The following is a 20,205-nucleotide window of genomic DNA, read 5'->3' on the forward strand; positions in this document are numbered from 1 at the left end:
AACTTGTGAGTCGAAAGCTGTCTTCACCGTCTCAAGTCGAAATGTGATTCCTAGTCAAGTTTTTCTACGATAATCTCGTACCCGAATAAAGAATCTATCAAGTGGCAATAACACTTTTAAACCTGAGTATATTGATGAATGTGCTACCATAATTTGCTTGTCATTATGATGAGCATTTATCGTTTAATAATGGTGCTTTTGCTTATACATTTAGCATAAATCACCGTTATTTCTCTCTATCATCCACGCCAGTGACGGTTATTATTTACAGTCATGGTATAACCAATATAGTCAGATCCCCTGTGAATAATTCTAAAGATCAGATTCAAGATATAACAGCTGTGCCACCAGTCACCTCCAATCATTCAACATCGTGGATATTGAAGCTCACAATTGGCCTGATAGGTATGTTTGCTTTTTTGCAAGTGTACTCTATTCAAGCGGTGCTACCGGTCATGATGGTGGACTTTGCTGCGACCGAAGTACAGGCTGGCATGATCGTTGGTGCCACTGTGTTAGCCATTGCGATTATGTCACCATTTCTAGGCATGCTCTCCGATGCAGTCGGGCGCAAGTCGTTTATCGTTGGTGCTTTATTGTTTTTAGCGATACCGACAGCGCTTATTGCCCAGAGCTCGAGCATTGAATGGGTCGGCATTTGGCGTTTTATGCAAGGATTGTCTGTACCGGGTATTACGGTGGTGACAATTGCCTATATCGGTGAGGAGTTTGAGGGCCGGGCAATGACTGAGTTGATGTCCTTTTATGTGTCAGGATGTGTGCTTGGCGGCTTTATGGGTCGGTTCTTGTTGGGGCATTTGCATGAGCTGATAGGCTGGCGTCATGGTTACTATGTGATGACGGCAATGACCTTGCTAGGCGCGATATGGGTCGGCAAGATGCTACCATCGTCTCGTCATTTTGTAGCCAATCCTAATTTTCGCTCAGCGATACAGACGCTGGGTGAGCATGTCACCAATCGCTATGTGGTAACAGCATGTCTGCTTGGCGCTTGCGTGCTGTTCTCCCTTGTAGGCTGCTTCACTTTTATCAATTTACATTTGGCGGATAAGCCTTATGAGCTTGGTACTGGTGCGCTCGCCAATATTTTTGCGGTATATTTGCTTGGTGTTATTATCACGCCATTATCGACGACATTGCTACGTCGGTTTGGCTCAGCGCGTACAGTACGGGTGGCTATCGTCGTGTCTATGGTTGGATTGTTATTGACTCTGGTCACGCCATTATGGGGGGTGATTATAGGACTGGCTATTATGTCGTCTGGTGTATTTATCACACAGTCAGCGACCATCAGCTATATCGCTGTCAATGTGAAAAAGGGTCGCTCATTAGCATCGGGTCTATATTATATGGGCTACTATACAGGCGGTACGCTAGGGGCATGGCTGGGTGGCATAGCTTATGCGCGAGGGCAGTGGTCTCTTACCGTATGGTTGTTATTGTTTGTGCAGATATTGGCGTTATTGATAGCCAGTTTTGGCATGATTAAAACCACAGTACGGGCAAAGTGATTGGCTGTCTTATGTAGCATATGTTCAGTTAGCTATCTTATGATACTTAATGTAAGACCGCTTTACACAGCGTCGCTTTTTTCTTACTATCAATAACGATGTTATTATAAAAATTAAAATGGTTAGCGCAGTAGATTTTATGCTGCTATTAACTTGATTGTTATTATTATTGTTATTTATCCCTTATAAGTACGACAAACAAGGAAGTCAGATCTATGTCAAACATTTACCACAGTGCACCATCTGCCTACGATTATCCATTACTGGTAAAGCAGTTATTAAGCCGTGCAAAAACGGTATCGCAAGACCAAGAGATTGTTTATGCGGACAAAAAGCGCCTGACTTATAAAGAGTTGTTTGAGCGGATCAATCGCCTGGCCAATGTATTGGCAGACCTAAAGCTCGATGCAGGTGATGTGGTTGCCGTGATGGATTGGGACAGTCATCGCTATCTTGAGTCTTATTTTGCCGTACCAATGTCAGAGTACGTTTTACAGACCGTCAATATCCGTCTATCGCCTGAGAAAATCCTTTATACCATCAACCATGCCAAGCCTAAAGTGCTCATGCTCAACTCTGAGTTTGCGCCATTGGTTAAAGACTATCAGTTCGAGAACTCAAGTATTGAGCATATTATCTGGCTAGATGACAATGGTGTCACTGCTGAAGGTATCTTTGGTAGCAATCAAAGCCGTGTTACAGGCGAATATGAAGCGCTATTAGAAGCTGCCAATAGCGAATTTGATTTCCCGGATTTTGATGAAAACACTATTGCGACGACTTTTTATACGTCAGGCACGACAGGTGATCCAAAAGGGGTTTTCTTTAGTCATCGTCAGCTAGTGCTACATACACTAGCAGAAGCGGCAACTTTGGGTATGCTGCCTGATAAGCAAGGCGTAAGCTATGGTGATGTCTATATGCCGATGACGCCAATGTTCCATGTACATGCGTGGGGTTTTCCGTTTACAGCAACGATGGTCGGTCTAAAGCAAGTCTATCCAGGTCGTTATGCGCCTGATACGTTGATGGACTTAATTGTCAATGAAAAGGTCAGTATCACCCATTGTGTACCAACGATTTTGCAAATGGTACTCAAAGAAGCACAAGACCGCGACGCTAGCTTTAATGGTCTAAAAATGATTATTGGTGGTTCAAGATTGACAGAAGGTCTAGCAAAAACGGCGATGGCCCAAGGCATTGAGGTCTATACAGGCTATGGCATGTCGGAGACAGCGCCGCTTATTAGTTTAACGGGCTTTAGTCTCGATGATCCTGAAATGACAGAGGAAGAAGACATTGCCCGTCGTTGTATGACAGGTAAACCAGTGCTTATGGTTGATGCTCAGGTATGGGGTGAAGGCAATAAGTCAGTAGGAACTGGACCAGACAATACAGGCGAGCTGGTACTGCGTGCACCTTGGTTGACCCAAAGTTACCTTAAAAACGACGACGCTGGCAAAGAGTTATGGGAAAATGGCTATATGCATACCCAAGATATCGCTTACATACGTCCTGATGGCTATATCAAAATCACCGATCGCTTAAAAGATGTGATCAAATCAGGTGGTGAGTGGATTTCATCACTAGAGATTGAGACTATTTTATCACTACATCCGTCAGTAGCCGATGTGTCAGTGATTGGGGTGCGTGATAAGCAATGGGGCGAGCGTCCGTTGGCTTTGGTGGTGCTAAAGCCTGATGCTAAGGATACTAGTGCTGATGATATCAAAGCGATTGCAGAAAAAGCGGTAGAGCGCGGTATCATTCCTAAGTATGGTGTGCCAAGCCAGTTTAAATTCGTTGATGAGCTACCCAAAACTTCCGTTGGTAAACATGACAAAAAAGTCATGCGTGAGATGTATGCCAATCAAACTGAGATATAATTAGTATTAGTTAAATGTTCAAATATTTGTATTCGTCAAAATGTAGCGCGTATTACACGCTTAATAGTTGACCTTTCCCATAGGCTCTGCTACATTTTAAACCGATACGATATGTATCGGTTTTTTAATTCTGGCAAGGATGACCAGTATCTACTAAGACATGGTTTTTTATAGTTGAAGCATTTTAGAGTTGGTATCAGCCAGTTGCACGCAGACAGAGCGTCGCGCGAGGTGAATACCGTTATAACTTATTGAGTGCCTTAACTATAAAATACTATTGCCTCATTTCTCGTTTATGCTAAGGACAGCTACTATGAGCGACCATTCCCTATCCCCAGTTTCCACCCAAACGACAGACACGCCAAACTTTGCTGATATTTATCATGAGTCTATTACGGATCGAGAGCAGTTTTGGGCTGAGCAGGCGAAGCGTATTTATTGGCATAAAGAGCCGGAGCAAATTCTAGATGACAGTAATCTGCCTTTTGCCAAATGGTTTGTCGGCGGTGAGACCAATCTTTGTTATAACTGTGTCGATCGTCATCTGGCAGACCGTGCAGAGCAAGATGCTTTTGTGTGGGTGTCATCAGAGATTAATCAAGAATTGATAGAAACCTTTCCAGCGGTCGTTGATTCGTTTAAAGATTTAGGTAACAACGTCGAGTTTTATACAGACTATACCAAGCGCCGCCTAACTTATAATGACTTGCATAAAGAAGTTAATTATTTTGCCGATGTGCTACAGCGTCACGGTATTGACAAGGGTGACCGTGTCATTATCTATATGCCGATGATATTAGAAGCCGCTTACGCCATGCTGGCTTGTGCGCGTATTGGTGCCGTCCATTCAGTCGTGTTTGGTGGGTTTGCCGCCCATAATTTGGCTATCCGTATGGATGATGCCGAAGCCAAAATGGTCATTACCGTAGATGCAGGGCTACGCGGTGGTAAGGTTGTTAATTATAAAAACCTAGTCAATCAAGGCGTCGAACAAGCGACTGTCAAACCAGAACATGTGCTAGTGATTAATCGCGGTATATTGCCATTTGAAACCAAAGCGATCGATGTTGATTATGCAACTGAGCGTCGTCATAGTTGTGAGGCCAATGCAGTCGTAGAGCCAGTTTGGCTCGAGTCAAATACCCCGTCCTATTTGCTTTATACTTCTGGTACTACTGGCACACCGAAAGGGGTGCAGCGCGATACAGGTGGTCATGCAGTCGCGCTGACGACGTCGATAGATTATGTCTATGACGGCAAGGCTGGCGAGACGTTCTGGGCGATATCTGATATTGGTTGGGCCGTCGGGCATTCTTATACGATCTATGCGCCGTTACTGGCGGGTATGACCAGTATTATGTATGAGGGCTTGCCGCATATGCCAAACCCTGGTATCTGGTGGCGTATCGTTGAAGCAAATAAAGTCAATATTCTATTCACCGCACCCACAGGTGTGCGCATGCTCAAAAAACAAGACGAAAGCTGGATGACGCGTTACGATGTCTCTAGTGTGAAGTCGTTCTTTTTGGCAGGTGAGCCGCTTGATGAATCAACGGCTAGTTGGTTGACTGAGCATCTGGGCGTGCCAATTTTAGATCACTATTGGCAAACAGAGTCTGGTTGGCCAATCTTGAGCCATACACCAAAATTCAATCATAAGCCGCACAAGCAGGGGTCACCTGGTTACCCGATGTATGGCTATGAAGCGCATGTCATCAATGAGGAGACTGGCGATTCTTGTCAGGCTGGCGAAAAAGGGCTGCTCGCAATTAAAGCACCACTACCGCCTGGCTGTCTCACTACGGTATGGCGTAATGACGAGCGATTTATCAGCAGCTACTTTGGTCTGTTTGATGGTCAGCAGTACTCAACCTCGGACTATGCAGTGACAGATGAAGAAGGGTATTTCTACATCTTAGGGCGTACCGATGATGTGATTAACGTCGCAGGACATCGCATAGGCACACAAGAGATTGAGGAGGCCATCAGTACACATCCAGAGATGGCAGAGTGCGCTGTAGTGGGTATTCAAGACGAGCTAAAAGGCGAGCTGCCCATTGCATTCTGTGTTCTAAAAGATCAGATGCAAATTGAAACCACCGAAAACCGTTTTCGTATTGAGCAGCAAGTGATAGGCGCAGTCGTCAAATCTTTGGGCGGTATTGCAAGGCCGGCGGCCATTTATTTCCCGCAGGCATTGCCAAAGACGCGTTCTGGCAAAATCCTACGCCGATCTATTCGGGCATTAGCAGAGGACAGGCCTACAGGCGACATGTCGACGCTTGATAATCCAGCCGCTATTGATGCGATTAAGCAGGCGATGAAAGATTATTGATTGGTGCAATATATCGATCTATAAACCAACCACCTATAAGCCAATCATCTATAAGTCAGCAATGATCTTTATTTCACATAACAAATAAATTTAATCTCAAAAAGCTCATGAGTCATCATGGGCTTTTTTGTTTTCGTTATTTAAACAATTTTTATAAAAACACGTGCCATCAAAAAAAACTTAGATAAAATTTTGATAAAGCGCTTGACCGTAAAATTGATTTATTGTTATAGTCAATAACGATACAAAATAAATCATTTTAAAATTCAGTTTTTAATAATGCTTTACAGACAAATACTCATCGCTTTTATTTTTCTAATAAATATATAGGTGCCGTCACACGGTAGTCTCGCAAAAAAGATAAGGATATCTTATGCACCACGTTCAACAGCTCATCAATGGTCAGTTCGTACAATCAAACACCGATGAATGGATCGATATCACCGATCCTGCGACGCAAGAAGTCATCGCCAAAGTGCCACAAACTACCAATGATGAGATTAACCAAGCGGTTGCATCCGCACAGACTGCGTTTGAGACATGGCGCAAAACGCCAATTACCACGCGTGCGCGTATCTTTTTAAAGTATCAATCTTTGATTCGTGATCATATGGATGAGCTGGCAGAAATCTTGACCGCAGAGCAAGGCAAAACGATTGCAGATGCACGCGGTGATGTGTTCCGCGGTCTAGAAGTGGTAGAGCATGCCGCTGGTATTGCCAATCTGCAAATCGGCGACTTCGTAGAAAACGTGGCGTCAGGTGTCGATACTTATAGTATTTGGCAGCCACTCGGCGTTTGCGCTGGTATCACACCATTTAACTTCCCAGCGATGATTCCACTATGGATGTTCCCAATGGCGATTGCTACGGGTAATACATTTATCCTAAAACCGTCTGAACAAGATCCGATGGTGACTATGCGTTTGGTTGAGCTAGCGATTGAAGCGGGCGTACCAGAAGGCGTTCTAAACGTGGTACATGGTGGCAAAGCAACCGTCGATGCTATCTGCGACCATCCAGATATCAAAGCCGTTTCTTTTGTCGGATCTACTCATGTAGGCAAACACGTCTATGAGCGTGCCAGCCAATCAGGTAAACGTGCCCAGTGCATGATGGGTGCCAAAAACCATGGCGTTATCCTGCCTGATGCTAATAAAGAGCAAACGCTCAATCAGCTAGCAGGCGCAGCATTTGGTGCCGCTGGTCAGCGCTGTATGGCACTGTCAGTCGTCGTACTAGTAGGCGCAGCTGGTGAATGGATTGATGAGATTAAAGCAAAAGCAGAAAGCTTGGTCGTCTCAGCTGGCAAAAATGACAAGGATTTGGGCCCACTGATTTCGCCTGCTGCGAAGGCCCGTGTCGAGCACTTGATTGGAACTGGGGTAGAAGAAGGTGCGAGCTTGATTCTAGACGGTCGCGGAATTACTGTTGAAGGGTTCGAAAAGGGTAACTTCGTTGGTCCAACTATCTTTGATAATGTCACAAGTGATATGCAAATTTATAAAGAAGAAATCTTTGGTCCAGTACTATGTATTATGCGTGCTAACAGCTTGGACGAAGCGATTGCACTATTGAATGCCAATCCACATGGCAATGGCACGGCGATATTTACTCAGTCAGGGGCAGCTGCACATAAATTCCAGCAAGACATTCAAGTCGGTCAAATTGGTATTAACTTGCCAATCCCTGTGCCACTACCTATGTTCTCCTTCTCAGGGTCACGTGGCAGCAAGCTTGGTGACCTAGGTCCTTATGGCAAGCAAGCCGTCCAGTTCTATACTCAGACAAAGACAGTCACTGCACGTTGGTTTGATGATGAAGCGAGCCGCGGTGTTAACACGACGATTTCAATTTAGTCGTCCGCTCATTGTTGTTTCATTATGACATTTTGTGTTTTCGGTATGACGATAATGCGACTTGCGGTACTATTAAACGCAATTTTATTATCGTTATGCCGCTATCATGTCGCGCTAAGGTCTTATAAAATCTCTGACCAACATTTTTACTAGCGCTTTTATTAATGTTTATCTGAGATTTAAGCCCTCTATTCGATCTATAAGAACAAGGATGACCCTATGGATTTTTCATTGACCGATGACCAAGTCGCCTTTCGCCAAACCGCCCGTCAGTTTGCGCAAAAAGAGCTAAAGCCAAATGCTGCTGAATGGGATCGTAACTCGCATTTCCCAATAGATGTGATCAAAAAATCTGGTGAGCTTGGATTTTTGGGACTGTACACCAATCCAGAATATGACGGCTTGGGCTTACCAAGACTGGACTCAGCGATGGTATTCGAAGAGCTTGCATGGGGCGACACGGCTGTAGCAGCGTATATGAGTATTCATAATATGGCGGCATGGATGATTGGTGAATATGGTAGCGATACGCTATGCAAAAAATATCTACCCAATATGGTCAGCGGTGAGTGGCTTGGCAGCTATTGCCTAACAGAACCAAATGCAGGGTCTGATGCAGCCTCCTTACGTACCAAAGCGGAGAAGCAAGGCGAGCATTACGTACTAAACGGTGAGAAAACCTTTATTTCTGGCGCAGGCTCAACCGATGTATTGGTGGTGATGGCGCGTACTGGTGCTGCTGGGCCAAAAGGCGTGTCAGCGTTCGTCGTAGACGCCAATAGTGCTGGTATCGAATATGGCAAAAACGAGCACAAAATGGGCTGGAAAGCACAGCCGACACGCACAATTAGCTTTAATCACGTCAAAGTGCCAGTAGAAAACCTGATAGGTGAAGAAGGTCAAGGTTTTCGTATCGCGATGAAAGGACTCGATGGTGGTCGCATTAATATCGGTATTTGTGCGGTAGGAACGGCACAAGCAGCGTTAGAGACGGCAACCAGTTACGTGCAAGAGCGCAGTCAATTTGGCAGCCCAATTGCTAGCTTGCAGTCGGTACAGTTTAAACTTGCTGATATGTTGACTCAGACTATTGCCGCGCGCCAAATGCTGTATCTAGCAGCTGATAAAGTCGACAACAATGATGGGCAAGCGTCTACCTACTGCGCAATGGCAAAACGTCTGTCTACGGATCTTTGTTTCGATGTTGCTAATGAAGCTCTGCAATTGCACGGCGGCTATGGTTATCTAAATGAATATCCACTTGAGCGTCATGTACGAGATTTGCGTGTGCATCAGATATTGGAAGGCACCAATGAGATCATGCGAGTGATTATTTCGCGTCAAGTCTTGCAAGATGAAGGGCTAAGCCAACTTCGCTAATTTATCTCGTTTTACTGAAACAAGGATGTTTTATGACAGAGTATACAAATCTACAGCTATCAATTGATGGCCATACCGCAACATTGACGTTGAATAACCCACCGGCACATACATGGACGATGGACAGTTTGCATGCGCTTAAGCAGCTCATTATCGACCTCAATGCCAATGACGATGTCTACGCATTGATCGTGCATGGAGATGGTGAAAAATTTTTTTCAGCTGGTGCAGATTTAAACAATTTTTCAGACGGCGATAAAGGCCGTGCCATCAGCATGGCGATTGCATTTGGCGAAGCGTTTGAGGCCCTATCTGCCTATCGCGGTGTCAGTATTGCTGTCATCAATGGCTATGCGATGGGCGGTGGACTTGAATGTGCGCTTGCATGTGATATTCGTATCGCAGAAGCGCACGCCCAGATGGCATTGCCAGAGACAGGTGTGGGATTACTGCCCTGTGCAGGCGGCACACAGAACCTAGCTATGTTAGTAGGAGAGGGTTGGGCTAAGCGCATGATACTGTGCGGCGAGCGCGTCGATGCAGATATAGCATTGCGTATCGGTCTGGTTGAAGAGGTCACTGCAAAAGGCGAGGGGTTGCAAGCCGCTCAAGATTTGGCAAAAAAAGTCGCTAAACAATCACCCGTCGCTGTCAGTTATTCTAAAACACTGATTCAAGCGGCTAGAGACACACCGCCTGCACAAAATCTTATCCATGAGCGTGAAGCTTTCGTTAAGCTATTTGACACAATGGATCAGCGTGAAGGGGTGCAAGCCTTTTTAGAAAAGCGTCAACCCAATTGGCAAAACAAATAACTAGCGGTCAAAACGCTTGAGCCATTTTATTATTTAACTTTGTAGGTCACTTTTATGACAGCAGCTACGACATCGACTAACGATACCAACAGCACTAACGCGCAAACATCAGCCAATAATACAGCACAAGAAGCGTCTGTATTATTCAATACTGAACCGACAGATTGTGGGCACCTAATTGGGGTAATGACACTCAATACACCAAAATCGCTTAATGCGCTCAGTGTTGACATGTGCCAACTGCTAGCAGCGCAGTTAGAGGAGTGGCAAGCGAATGACCAAGTAGTGGCGATTGTGTTAAAAGGTGCAGGCGATAAGGCCTTTTGTGCGGGCGGTGATATCCGTAAGCTTTATGACAGCATGTCTACCAGTGCACCGATGCCAAACCCTTATGCTACTGAGTTTTTCAGTCACGAATATCGTCTTTATCGTCAAATGCATTTTTATCCGAAACCACTAATACTTTGGGGTGACGGTATCATCATGGGCGGCGGTATGGGACTGATGGCAGGATGTAGTCATCGTCTAGTCACTGAGCGCACACGTTTTGCCATGCCTGAGGTCACTATTGGACTGTTCCCTGATGCATCTGGCAGTTGGTTTTTGCAGCGTATGCCTGCTAAGACGGGTTTGTTTTTAGGTCTAACTGGCGCGATGTGCAATGGCAGTGACGCGCTATTGGCCAATCTGGCAGAGTATGCCGTTGCCAGCCATGACTATGATGCCGTCATGCAGCGCCTCAGACAGAGCAACTGGCAGGCAGTCGATAACACTAGCAGTGCAGATAAGTGCCATGACAATAGCGCACATAGTATTGTTAGTCGTGCGCTTGCTGAACTGCCCGTAGCCGAACTGCCAGATAGTAAGCTGGCAACATATTGGCAACCTATCCAGCAACTGATGAATAGTGGCGGTTTGGCTGATATCGATACGCTGCTACAAAGCGATGCAGCACTCATGCAGCTAAACCAAGATTTTGCAGCAGACAGCTGGACGCAGCGCGCAGTCGCCACTTATCGCCATGGCTGCCCAGTAACGGCTGCATTAACCTATGCGCTGTATTACAAAGTCGCCGATTTATCGATTGAACAAGTCCTGTATTTAGAAACCAACGTCGCAGTACATTGCGCGGCCAATCCTGACTTCAAAGAAGGTGTACGGGCATTATTGATTGATAAAGATAGAAGTCCTAAATGGTCGCGCTCATTAGTAGATTGTATCAGTGTAGAAGGGCAGGCGTATATCGACCAGCATTTTGTCAATCCTTATGCAAAAGGTGAGCATCCTTTGAGCGATTGGTTAGGTAGTGACGCTTTGGGTAGTCAATACGTCGGCTAGTTGCCTAAAAGAGATTTATAACGTAAGACTGTCAGCGATTTCATAAAGTTTTAAAGAAAGGTGCTAAGACATAAGATAGCAGCATTCATTAATAATCAAGATTCACTAATAAATACTGTTAAATAGTATGTAGCAATAGCTACATCATAAATCATCAAGGAGTGATGAGATGGGTACAAAGGATACAAGTACGATGGATAATAATAACTCTAAACCAAATATCGCCTTCATTGGGCTTGGTAATATGGGTGCGCCAATGGCAGAGAACTTATTAAAGGCAGGTTACGCGCTATCTGTGTTTGACTTGTCTGATGCAGCGACTAAGCGCTTGAAGCAAGCAGGGGCTAGTGTCTCAGAAAGTCCTAAAGACGCTGCAAGTAATGCTCAAGTCGTGATTAGTATGTTACCTGCAGGTCAGCATGTACATTCTGTATATTTAGGCGATAGTGGCTCTGATGGATTGCTCGCAGAGTTACCAAAAGGCACGCTTGTGATTGACAGTAGTACGATTGCGGCGGCTGATGCAAGGACAGTAGCAGAGGCGGCAAGTAAAGCAGGTATCGACTTTTTGGATGCACCGGTCTCTGGTGGTACAGGCGGAGCAATTGCGGGTAGTTTAACTTTTATTGTTGGTGGTAGCGTTGAAGCTTTTGCCAAGGCTGAGCCAATACTTGCCGTGATGGGGAAAAACATCTTTCATGCTGGCGAGCACGGCGCGGGACAAGTGGCTAAAATTTGCAACAACATGCTGTTAGGTATCTTGATGGCGGGCACGGCAGAAGCGATTAATCTAGGCGTCAAGAACGGCTTAGATCCCAAAGTGCTATCAGACATTATGCTACAGAGCTCAGGGCGTAACTGGACATTAGAAGTTTATAACCCTTATCCACAAGTCATGGAAAATGTGCCGTCTAGCAATGGCTATCAAGGCGGCTTTATGAGCAAATTGATGCAAAAAGATCTGAACCTTGCGATGCAGACTGCTCAAGACACTGAAGTAGAAACACCAATGGGTGCCAAAGCAACAGAGTTATATGCCTCACATACTGTAGAGAATGGTGATAAAGATTTTTCTAGTATTATCGGACGTCATGACGTCTCATTATTGTCTCAAACATGACTCTCTTGACTGCTTCTCTTTTGAATGTAACCTTCTTAGACATATCAATTTTTAGGAATACCAATTCTTAAAGATACTAATATTAAGAATTTTTCGTATCATTAGTAGGTAGCATTAATTAAGAGAATGCATTTGCTAAAAAGAAAAAAGGTCTACGCTAAAATCATAGCGTAGACCTTTTTTTATGGCTAATAGACTGTGTTAGCTTTGCAGATCGTAGACGAGCGTCTGAACGTCTTGCGCAGCTTTCTGTAGGCGTGGTACATGAGTCAGCAGATCGTCGAGTGATACTCGTATAGTTGGTGCATGCAAATAGAGAGAAGCCAGATAGCGTGACTTTTTGTCGAGTATAGGTACAGCCACTGCCACCATCTCAGAGATAAACTCCTCATTATCGATGCCGATACCAGTATCAGCAATGCGATCAAGCTCGGCATTTAATGCATCGATATCAGTAATCGTATTCTTAGTAAACTTATCTAGTGGCAACCCTTGTAGTATTTTCATACGGCTAGTTGTAGATAGTTGGCTTAGATATAGCTTGCCAGTCGCTGTACACCACATAGGTGACTTTGCCCCGACAGGAAGATAAATCTGTAGTGGCAAGGTCGTCTGAGCTCGGTTGGTATAGATCATATCCATATGATAGGGGATGCCGATACCGCACGTTTCTTTAAGCTCATCAACCAGTTTTTGCAAAATCATCTGTCGCTCGTTAAAGAACAGTCGTTGTTGCCATAGCTCAACGCTCAAGTTGCGCACGCGCTTACCAGGGATAATGCCGCCACCAATATCAACAGTCAAAAAACCATCATCAACCAAGTTTTGAATCAATCTATGAATGGTCGGTTTAGGAATATCTAGCTCTTGTGAGAGCTCGAGTGGAGAAAGCGGTTTTGAAGCATAGGACACTGCTTCTATGATTTCTAGTACACGGGTAATCGAAGATACTTTAGGCATATATATGACTCAGTAGGAGTAAAGAAATAGAGCAGACAGCATCACAAGGTTTTCATAACTAAGACAAATAGTGACAATACTGACGTTCTATAACAAATCTGTTATAACAACTAATTTAGCATAATATTCGCTTGAGGCAAGCGTTAGTCGCGTTATATGAGATCATTTATATCGTTTTATTTATTGGCGTAGATTCTCTTATATAAGTAACAATAGATACGTCAATTCACAAGGCATACTATTCTGTAAGGTTAAGCCATATAACTGTCATTGATTCAAAGTGCGTTCTAGATAATTATGTGGACATGTTTTGCAATACCCTTACATAAACAATAAGCAAGCGAAGTCTCCTGTTTACGCTGTTTGGTTACTTTAAGGACGTTATGTAACATAAAGGCGAATTTTTGCAGATTGGTGTAGCAATTATTACAGTACCTATGCAATCTTTACATAATGGCAAATAAAAACAGCATCAGTAGGGGTGACTTTTCAAGTCAGAATTGTTTTAATCACCTCAACAAAATGATGGTTTAAAAAAAGCACAATCATCGTTTTTTATGGGCGGGTTTATTTCACACTTTAGGAGAATAATTATGAAATTGATTAAATTGACGGCAATCTCTGCTGCTGTTCTAGCATCAACTGCTGCATTAGCTGCTGAGCCAGTTATCGTTGTTGATAACAATGCTGCAGTCGCATATGAAGCTGAGCCAGTTGCAGTTGCTTATCAAGCAGAACCTACTTCTTATGCATACAATGCTGACGCTGGTGTAGTAAGCAACACTACTGGCGCTGTTGTTGGTGGCACTAAAGGTTTCTTTAATAAAGTAGTGAACCCAGCGTCAGTTAGTGCTGAAGTTGGTTCTTTGGGATATGGTGCTAACATTGGTTGGTCACTAAACGAAAAAGTTGAACTGCAAGCTGGTTGGGCAGGTGGCGATGTAGCTGACCTTTTCGGCGGTGATTTTGACGCAAATGACATCAATTATGATGTTGATAGTGATTTTAGCAATCCTTACTTAGGTGTGCAATTACGTCCTACTGGTAACTGGTTCACGATGGGTGCTGGTATCATCGTTCCTGACAACGATATTGATGTGCGTGCAAATCCTGAGGGTAGTGGTGACGACGCGTATTACAGTGTTAATGGTGAAAAGTATCTATTAAGTGACGTAGGTGCTTTAGAAGGGACTATTGAACATCGTAACAAGTTAGCACCTTACCTAACAGTTGGTTTCCGTCCTAATATTACTAACAATTTTGGTTTGTTTGGTGAAGTTGGCGCAGCATATATGGGTAAAACCACTGCAACAATTAATCGCGTAGCTGGTAATACTAATCCAGATGCAGAACTTGTAGCTGACCAAGCTGAGAAAGATTTAGAAGATAAAGATTGGTTAGAGTGGTTCCCAATTGTTAAACTTGGTGCAACTTACCGTTTCTAATCTAATCACAGTTTAAAGACTGTCATTAGTAGAAAATAAAAAAACGATCCTTTTTAGGGTCGTTTTTTTATGCTTAAAATAAAGTATTGAAAGATATTCTAAAAATCAGGTTTGAACTTTACTCAGAAAACTCTGCTCAAAAAACAATGACAGTTTGCTGAGATTGTAACGCGGCAATGCGGTAAACAGATTGGCAGTTAGCATCCTCACTATCATTGGGTACAGAGGTAGAGTTAATCTCTTTATCATTCTCGATTAAGCTAGAAATAAGGTGAGAGTAATCCATACCCAAGCCTTGAGCTAATGTATATTGGTTCACTTTGATAAAACTTTCTTTTATTTGCCATAACAGTTTGGCGGTGCGTTCACGCTGATCTGTAGATAGCTCCTGTAAAATAGCCAATTCGCTCTTTGAATAGAAACGCTTGACTACATGCCACGAAATATTATTACTCTCTATATCGATACCAGCAGGACGCTGACGACTGATAACAACCGCTATTTTGCTGTGTAAACGTGTAAAATTTGTCTGATTCGATTCTGTAGTTTGCTTCGAACTATTAGTTCCTGTATGGCTAAAGCATACATAATGCTGACTATTAACAAGCCGATAGGGAAAACTTGACTCATCCAAGGTGTCATCTATTTCTAATTTTTTGAGCAGCTCTTGTAATAGTTGCCTGACGCCTTGCCGCTGCTGCTGACGCTGTTTACGTGCTAGAGCAGGTACTGAGTGTCTAGGTGCTGCTGTCGCCACCTGATAGTGCCAGCTTAGATTATTGAGCTTAATGATGCCTTTATACGACGTATTACAGGATGACAACCATAATAACTTATTCCACAAGCTTCCAGTGACTAAATGACTGACTGACTCACTCACTTGAGCAGTCACACACCATGTCGTGGTGTCGAGTTGAGTATACTGTATCTGGGTGAGGTTAGAAGTCGGCATATATTAATAGTCATCAAAAACGATTATTATAGAATTGAGTATATAAAATTGTGTAAGTCTGAACGCTATGTATTTAGTATTTTGCTCATAGATAGTCATATCTCAATAGCTATGTCTAAATAATCTATATTTAATTATCTGGTCAAGAATATCAAAAGCCCAGCAATATACTATTGCTGGGCTTTAATTAAACTATCAAACTCTATAAATAACGCTAAATCACAATTTAGTAAGACAGCTCAGCACGACGGTTTTGTGCATACGCGTCTTCAGTGTTGCCAGCTGCTGCAGGGCGCTCTTCACCATAGCTAATCACACGGATATTGTTTGCAGTGACACCTTGAGCAGCAAGGTAGTTACGTGCAGCTTGTGCGCGTCGCTCACCTAGTGCCATGTTATATTCACGGCTACCACGCTCATCAGTGTGACCTGCGATAACGACAGTCGCTGCTGGGTTTGAATTTAATAGGCTTACGTGTTGGTTAAGGACACTCGCTGATTGAGCAGTAATTTCGCTGCTATCAAAGGCAAAGTAGACCACTGCTTGAATATTCTCAGCGCCAGTGATGACAGCGTTTGAGTTATCAACGATAACCGCACCATTGTAGCCAACTTGTCCACCTGGAATACCTAGTGGGGCAACGACAACTTCTGAGGTAGAACGCTTGGTAGCACAACCAGTGGTTAGTGCAACGGCGCTTGATAATACAGCAAGAACAGCGATCTTAGAAAAACTGATTGACATGACGAGCTCCTAAAATTTTAATTAAATTTGTTTTTTTAAACTGCTTCCGATAAAACTTAGGCAATCTCTATCTATAATATACTAAATGTTAATTTATGTAAGTATTTTTACTGTAAATTACGATAGATAAAATCGAGCATATTACCAGCGGTGCTTGCCCCAGTTTTCAGGGTTGGCCCAGTAATCAGCATTGAGCCAATTTGGGAGTTGTTTGTAGTCATATAGATTAAATTGCCAAAGCGTCGCAGTAACGGTTGATGAGGTAATAGATTGAATGTCATCAATATTTAGAGATGGCTCATTCAATATATCAAATGGCGTAAAGCCGTAAGGTTTTAGGTCTATCGAGCTGTCCAATGCAATAAGCAAATGCGCGGCATACAGGTCACGGTAGCGCATCAGTAGCGGCACATAGTGTTGAGTCAGCTCTTCTGACAAGGTAGGCAGCCAAAAGCAAGCAAGCTCATAACGATCAGGTACATGCTGTTTAGCAAGATCTGATAACGTTGATAAGTGTTGTGCGTTCAGCCTTGCTTCAGTGTTCTCGTTAGTAGATGTAGTATCGTCAAGTTGGGCTTGTAGTGCTAATAAATCCGCATGGTTATGTGTTACCCATAATGCTTCACTATTATCTTTGTTATGCTCAGGTGACTGTTCTGTCTGAGCCGTCAATGAGGGTAGTAGCGCATCAACATACTCTATAAGCAAAGGTAGGGTAATGTCTGCGCGTTTCACCGTATTTTTTGTCATATAATAGGCCGTTAGTTAAATGATAGGTCATCAGTATGACTATTAAATCATTTTCAACGACATTATCCAATTGATAACGTATGTTTCATATTTAAATCATCTTGAACCGACGATATCTTACTTTACATACTTGAAATTTAGTGATTTAGGTCAATCTAGCTATAAGCTTGATGAGAAAATCAATTTAGTAATGAAGTTAGCTTAGTCACTGCGAAGTTTTGTGTATGTGCTTAGTTTATTAAGCGCTTAGCTGATTAGTTAGCCTAAAGATAAGGTCTTTATTTGCACTAGTGCCTTTTGCAAATAGTAAAATGATATTAATCATATATTACTCATCCCCAGTAAAAATACCTTATAACCAAACCACCGATAATAATAGGACGCCATATGTCTACTGCTGAAACTGATGCACAAATCATCAATCCTGAAATGCCAGATGTGCCGCCCCATACGCCAAGTAAGATTAACTTAAAAGACTATACCAAACCAAGTTTTGATGTCGATACGGTACATTTAGATATTAAGCTGTTTGAAGACTACGCGCAGGTAGACAGTACGCTTGAGATGGTACGCCAAACGGCAGGGGATATTGTCTTATTTGGTGAGTCATTAGAGCTGCTAACGATTACGATGAATGGTAAGGCACTGAGCACTGAGGATTATCAGCAGGAAGCGGGTAAGCTGACGATTCATAATGCTCCTGAGCGAGCTACTTTAGATATTCAAGTGCGTATCTGCCCACAGACTAATACGGCGCTTGAAGGCCTATATATGGCCGGTAGTGGTGACGACACGATGTTTGTGACTCAGTGTGAGCCAGAAGGTTTTCGTAAGATTACTTTTTATCCTGATCGCCCTGATGTGTTGGCGATATTTACCACGCGACTTGAAGCAGATAAGCGTTATCCAACATTATTGGCCAATGGGAACTTAGTCGAAGCAGGTGAAGTAGTCGATGCACCCGACCGCCATTATGCCATCTGGCACGATCCAACCAATAAGCCAAGCTATCTATTTGCCTGTGTGGTTGCTGATTTAGATGTATTGACAGATTCTTATACGACTAGCGAAGGTCGAGAAGTATTGCTTGAGTTGTATGCCAAGTCTGCTGATATCGATAAATGCGATGTCGGTATGCAAGCCCTAAAAGATGCCATGAAGTGGGATGAGGTCAATTATGGTCGAGCCTACGATCTAGATCGCTACATGATTGTGGCGGTCAGCCAGTTTAATATGGGTGCGATGGAAAATAAGGGCTTGAATATTTTTAATACTGCTTGCGTGTTATCTAGCCCTGAAACGACCACCGATGCGCGCAGCTTTAGCGTAAAAGCCATTATTGCTCATGAGTATTTTCATAACTGGACTGGTAACCGTATTACCTGCCGTGATTGGTTCCAGCTTTGTTTGAAAGAAGGCTTTACCGTTTACCGTGATCAGTCATTTTCAGCAGATCAGCAGTCAAGTGCGGTGCAGCGTATTGATGACGTGGCGACCTTGCGTGCACATCAATTCAGCGAAGATGCAGGTCCATTAGCGCATCCAGTACGTCCTGAGAGCTTCGTTGAGATTAATAATTTTTATACAACGACTGTCTATGAGAAAGGCGCTGAAATTGTGCGTATGATTGCCAATACGTTAGGGCCAGATGATTTCCGAAAAGGAACAGATGAGTACTTCCGTCGCTATGATGGACAAGCGGTAACGGTTGAGGACTTTTTATCAGCACTTAGTATCACTGATGAAAAAATCGAGAATTTCATTGATTGGTATCGTCAGCCTGGTACGCCAGTGGTATCGGGCTCTCAAACTTACGATAGCACCGCACAGACGCTGACCATTACTTTGAATCAGCAAACACGCCATGTCAAAGGCTTTGATGCGCCAAAACCATTGCCGATACCAGTAGCAACGGCATTGTTTGATAAAGACTCAGGCGCTATCGTCGCTGAGCGTATGTTATTGCTTGACGAGGCGACGCAAACGTTTGTCTTTGAGAATGTAGCGAGCGAGCCTGTCGTGTCATTACTGCGTGATTTTAGTGCACCAGTACAGCTTAACTATGACTACCAAGATGCAGACTTAGCGTTTTTGCTTAAGCATGAAACCAATGGGTTTAACCGCTGGCAAGTAACTCAAATGCTGGTAAATCGTATTTTGCTGCAAGGCCAAGGTACGAAGAGCAACCCTGATGTATACCTAGAAGCATTAGCGCAGACACTGCCTGTCTTAGCAGCTGATGATGCGATGCTAGCGGCACGATTGCTTGATATTCCATCAGCGCAAGAGCTGGCTTCTGCTATTTCTAAAGACTACGATCCAGTGTTGGTTAAAGAGCAGCGTGATGGGCTATACAAGCAAGTGGCTGATAAGTTAAAAGGCCAATGGGCTGAGCTGTACAATAATCTGCCAATGCAGTCTTATGAGGATAGCGCTGAAGCTCGAGGCATTCGTGCGCTGCGTAATGTCGTACTTGATATGGCATTGACGGCGAATGTGGATGATGCAGCAGACTGGGCACAGCAGCAGTATGACAATGCGAGCTGTATGACTGAGCGCTTTGGTGCATTGAAGGCCATGGTCAATCATCAGCTGGTAGATGCAGATAAGTACTTAGCAGACTTCTATGAGCGTTTCCAAGCAAATGATTTGGTTATCGATCTGTGGTTCAGTGTCCAAGCTGCCGCCGACGATGTGACACCTGATATGGTCAAGTCGCTACTAACGCACACGGACTTTGATTGGAATACGCCTAACCGTGTCCGCTCAGTTATCAGCGCTTTTAGCTCGCAATCGACGGTACTCTGGACGGTAGAAGGTCTAGAGATGTATACGGGCGTGATTAAAAAGCTAGATGATGCCAATCCTGTACTGGCATCACGCTTACTGCAAGTACTGGCCCGCTGGAATACGTTGGCTGAGCCTCGTCGTCAAATGGCGCATGAGCAGCTAGTAGATTTACAGAAGAATGTCTCATCTAAGCATGTGCTCGAAAGCTTAGAGAGCGTGTTAGGTGCTGCAAATAGCTAATTGAAAACAGGGTTAGCTCTGACCAATTAATGAAACATGTATCGTGATGGTCATTGCTA

Annotated in this window: 14 protein-coding genes; 10 read left to right on the top strand and 4 right to left on the bottom strand. The window is 43.7% G+C overall.

The window, feature by feature from the left end; translation table 11 throughout:
* Nucleotides 1-377 precede the first annotated feature (377 nt).
* From I3249_RS00425 to mmsB, 8 genes are all read left to right on the top strand, one after another.
* A complete protein-coding gene (locus I3249_RS00425; RefSeq protein ID WP_346268569.1) occupies nucleotides 378-1,532 on the top strand; it encodes an MFS transporter in 1,155 nt (384 codons plus the stop codon).
* Between the two features lie 215 nt (nucleotides 1,533-1,747).
* Nucleotides 1,748-3,418 carry a fatty acid--CoA ligase gene (locus tag I3249_RS00430; RefSeq protein ID WP_238068014.1) on the top strand — a complete coding sequence of 557 codons (1,671 nt, stop codon included), beginning with the start codon at nucleotides 1,748-1,750 and terminating at the stop codon, nucleotides 3,416-3,418.
* A gap of 313 nt (nucleotides 3,419-3,731) precedes the next feature.
* Entirely contained in the window at nucleotides 3,732-5,753 is a 2,022-nt protein-coding gene (locus I3249_RS00435) for a propionate--CoA ligase (protein WP_238068015.1), read from the top strand.
* A gap of 373 nt (nucleotides 5,754-6,126) precedes the next feature.
* Nucleotides 6,127-7,611 carry a CoA-acylating methylmalonate-semialdehyde dehydrogenase gene (locus I3249_RS00440; protein WP_238068016.1) on the top strand — a complete coding sequence of 495 codons (1,485 nt, stop codon included), beginning with the start codon at nucleotides 6,127-6,129 and terminating at the stop codon, nucleotides 7,609-7,611.
* A 219-nt stretch (nucleotides 7,612-7,830) separates the two neighbouring features.
* A complete protein-coding gene (locus I3249_RS00445; protein ID WP_238068017.1) occupies nucleotides 7,831-8,991 on the top strand; it encodes an acyl-CoA dehydrogenase family protein in 1,161 nt (386 codons plus the stop codon).
* A gap of 32 nt (nucleotides 8,992-9,023) precedes the next feature.
* A complete protein-coding gene (locus I3249_RS00450; RefSeq protein WP_238068018.1) occupies nucleotides 9,024-9,806 on the top strand; it encodes an enoyl-CoA hydratase in 783 nt (260 codons plus the stop codon).
* Nucleotides 9,807-9,860: 54 nt separating this feature from the next.
* Nucleotides 9,861-11,144, top strand: a complete 1,284-nt coding sequence (locus I3249_RS00455) for an enoyl-CoA hydratase/isomerase family protein (protein WP_238068019.1) — start codon at nucleotides 9,861-9,863, stop codon at nucleotides 11,142-11,144.
* Nucleotides 11,145-11,313: 169 nt separating this feature from the next.
* Complete coding sequence (gene mmsB / locus I3249_RS00460) at nucleotides 11,314-12,264, top strand: 3-hydroxyisobutyrate dehydrogenase (RefSeq protein WP_238068020.1); 951 nt, start codon at nucleotides 11,314-11,316, stop codon at nucleotides 12,262-12,264.
* A gap of 201 nt (nucleotides 12,265-12,465) precedes the next feature.
* Here mmsB and I3249_RS00465 read toward each other — a convergent pair whose 3' ends face one another.
* Nucleotides 12,466-13,224 carry an IclR family transcriptional regulator gene (locus I3249_RS00465; RefSeq protein ID WP_238068021.1) on the bottom strand — a complete coding sequence of 253 codons (759 nt, stop codon included), beginning with the start codon at nucleotides 13,222-13,224 and terminating at the stop codon, nucleotides 12,466-12,468.
* Nucleotides 13,225-13,817: 593 nt separating this feature from the next.
* On the opposite strand from I3249_RS00465, the gene I3249_RS00470 reads away from it, so the two are divergent.
* A complete protein-coding gene (locus I3249_RS00470; protein ID WP_238068022.1) occupies nucleotides 13,818-14,669 on the top strand; it encodes a hypothetical protein in 852 nt (283 codons plus the stop codon).
* Between the two features lie 136 nt (nucleotides 14,670-14,805).
* On the opposite strand, the gene I3249_RS00475 is transcribed toward I3249_RS00470, so the two are convergent.
* From I3249_RS00475 to I3249_RS00485, 3 genes are all read right to left on the bottom strand, one after another.
* Nucleotides 14,806-15,621 carry a 4'-phosphopantetheinyl transferase superfamily protein gene (locus I3249_RS00475; RefSeq protein ID WP_238068023.1) on the bottom strand — a complete coding sequence of 272 codons (816 nt, stop codon included), beginning with the start codon at nucleotides 15,619-15,621 and terminating at the stop codon, nucleotides 14,806-14,808.
* Nucleotides 15,622-15,847: 226 nt separating this feature from the next.
* Entirely contained in the window at nucleotides 15,848-16,366 is a 519-nt protein-coding gene (pal, locus tag I3249_RS00480; RefSeq protein ID WP_057760480.1) for a peptidoglycan-associated lipoprotein Pal, read from the bottom strand.
* A 141-nt stretch (nucleotides 16,367-16,507) separates the two neighbouring features.
* Nucleotides 16,508-17,116 carry a DUF6231 family protein gene (locus tag I3249_RS00485; protein ID WP_238068024.1) on the bottom strand — a complete coding sequence of 203 codons (609 nt, stop codon included), beginning with the start codon at nucleotides 17,114-17,116 and terminating at the stop codon, nucleotides 16,508-16,510.
* 429 nt (nucleotides 17,117-17,545) lie between these two features.
* On the opposite strand from I3249_RS00485, the gene pepN reads away from it, so the two are divergent.
* Entirely contained in the window at nucleotides 17,546-20,146 is a 2,601-nt protein-coding gene (gene pepN, locus I3249_RS00490) for an aminopeptidase N (protein ID WP_238068086.1), read from the top strand.
* Nucleotides 20,147-20,205 lie beyond the last annotated feature (59 nt).

Source organism: Psychrobacter sp. Ps1, from assembly GCF_022129425.1.
In the GTDB taxonomy this organism is placed as follows: domain Bacteria; phylum Pseudomonadota; class Gammaproteobacteria; order Pseudomonadales; family Moraxellaceae; genus Psychrobacter.

Excerpts from the sequence above, each read along its gene's own strand:
- I3249_RS00475 (WP_238068023.1), bottom strand. The coding sequence starts at position 15,621 with ATGCCGACTTCTAACCTCACCCAGATACAGTATACTCAACTCGACACC.
- pal (WP_057760480.1), bottom strand. The coding sequence starts at position 16,366 with ATGTCAATCAGTTTTTCTAAGATCGCTGTTCTTGCTGTATTATCAAGC.
- I3249_RS00485 (WP_238068024.1), bottom strand. The coding sequence starts at position 17,116 with ATGACAAAAAATACGGTGAAACGCGCAGACATTACCCTACCTTTGCTT.
- I3249_RS00455 (WP_238068019.1), top strand. The coding sequence starts at position 9,861 with ATGACAGCAGCTACGACATCGACTAACGATACCAACAGCACTAACGCG.
- pepN (WP_238068086.1), top strand. The coding sequence starts at position 17,546 with ATGCCAGATGTGCCGCCCCATACGCCAAGTAAGATTAACTTAAAAGAC.
- I3249_RS00465 (WP_238068021.1), bottom strand. The coding sequence starts at position 13,224 with ATGCCTAAAGTATCTTCGATTACCCGTGTACTAGAAATCATAGAAGCA.
- I3249_RS00440 (WP_238068016.1), top strand. The coding sequence starts at position 6,127 with ATGCACCACGTTCAACAGCTCATCAATGGTCAGTTCGTACAATCAAAC.
- I3249_RS00445 (WP_238068017.1), top strand. The coding sequence starts at position 7,831 with ATGGATTTTTCATTGACCGATGACCAAGTCGCCTTTCGCCAAACCGCC.
- I3249_RS00430 (WP_238068014.1), top strand. The coding sequence starts at position 1,748 with ATGTCAAACATTTACCACAGTGCACCATCTGCCTACGATTATCCATTA.
- I3249_RS00450 (WP_238068018.1), top strand. The coding sequence starts at position 9,024 with ATGACAGAGTATACAAATCTACAGCTATCAATTGATGGCCATACCGCA.
- I3249_RS00470 (WP_238068022.1), top strand. The coding sequence starts at position 13,818 with ATGAAATTGATTAAATTGACGGCAATCTCTGCTGCTGTTCTAGCATCA.
- I3249_RS00435 (WP_238068015.1), top strand. The coding sequence starts at position 3,732 with ATGAGCGACCATTCCCTATCCCCAGTTTCCACCCAAACGACAGACACG.
- mmsB (WP_238068020.1), top strand. The coding sequence starts at position 11,314 with ATGGGTACAAAGGATACAAGTACGATGGATAATAATAACTCTAAACCA.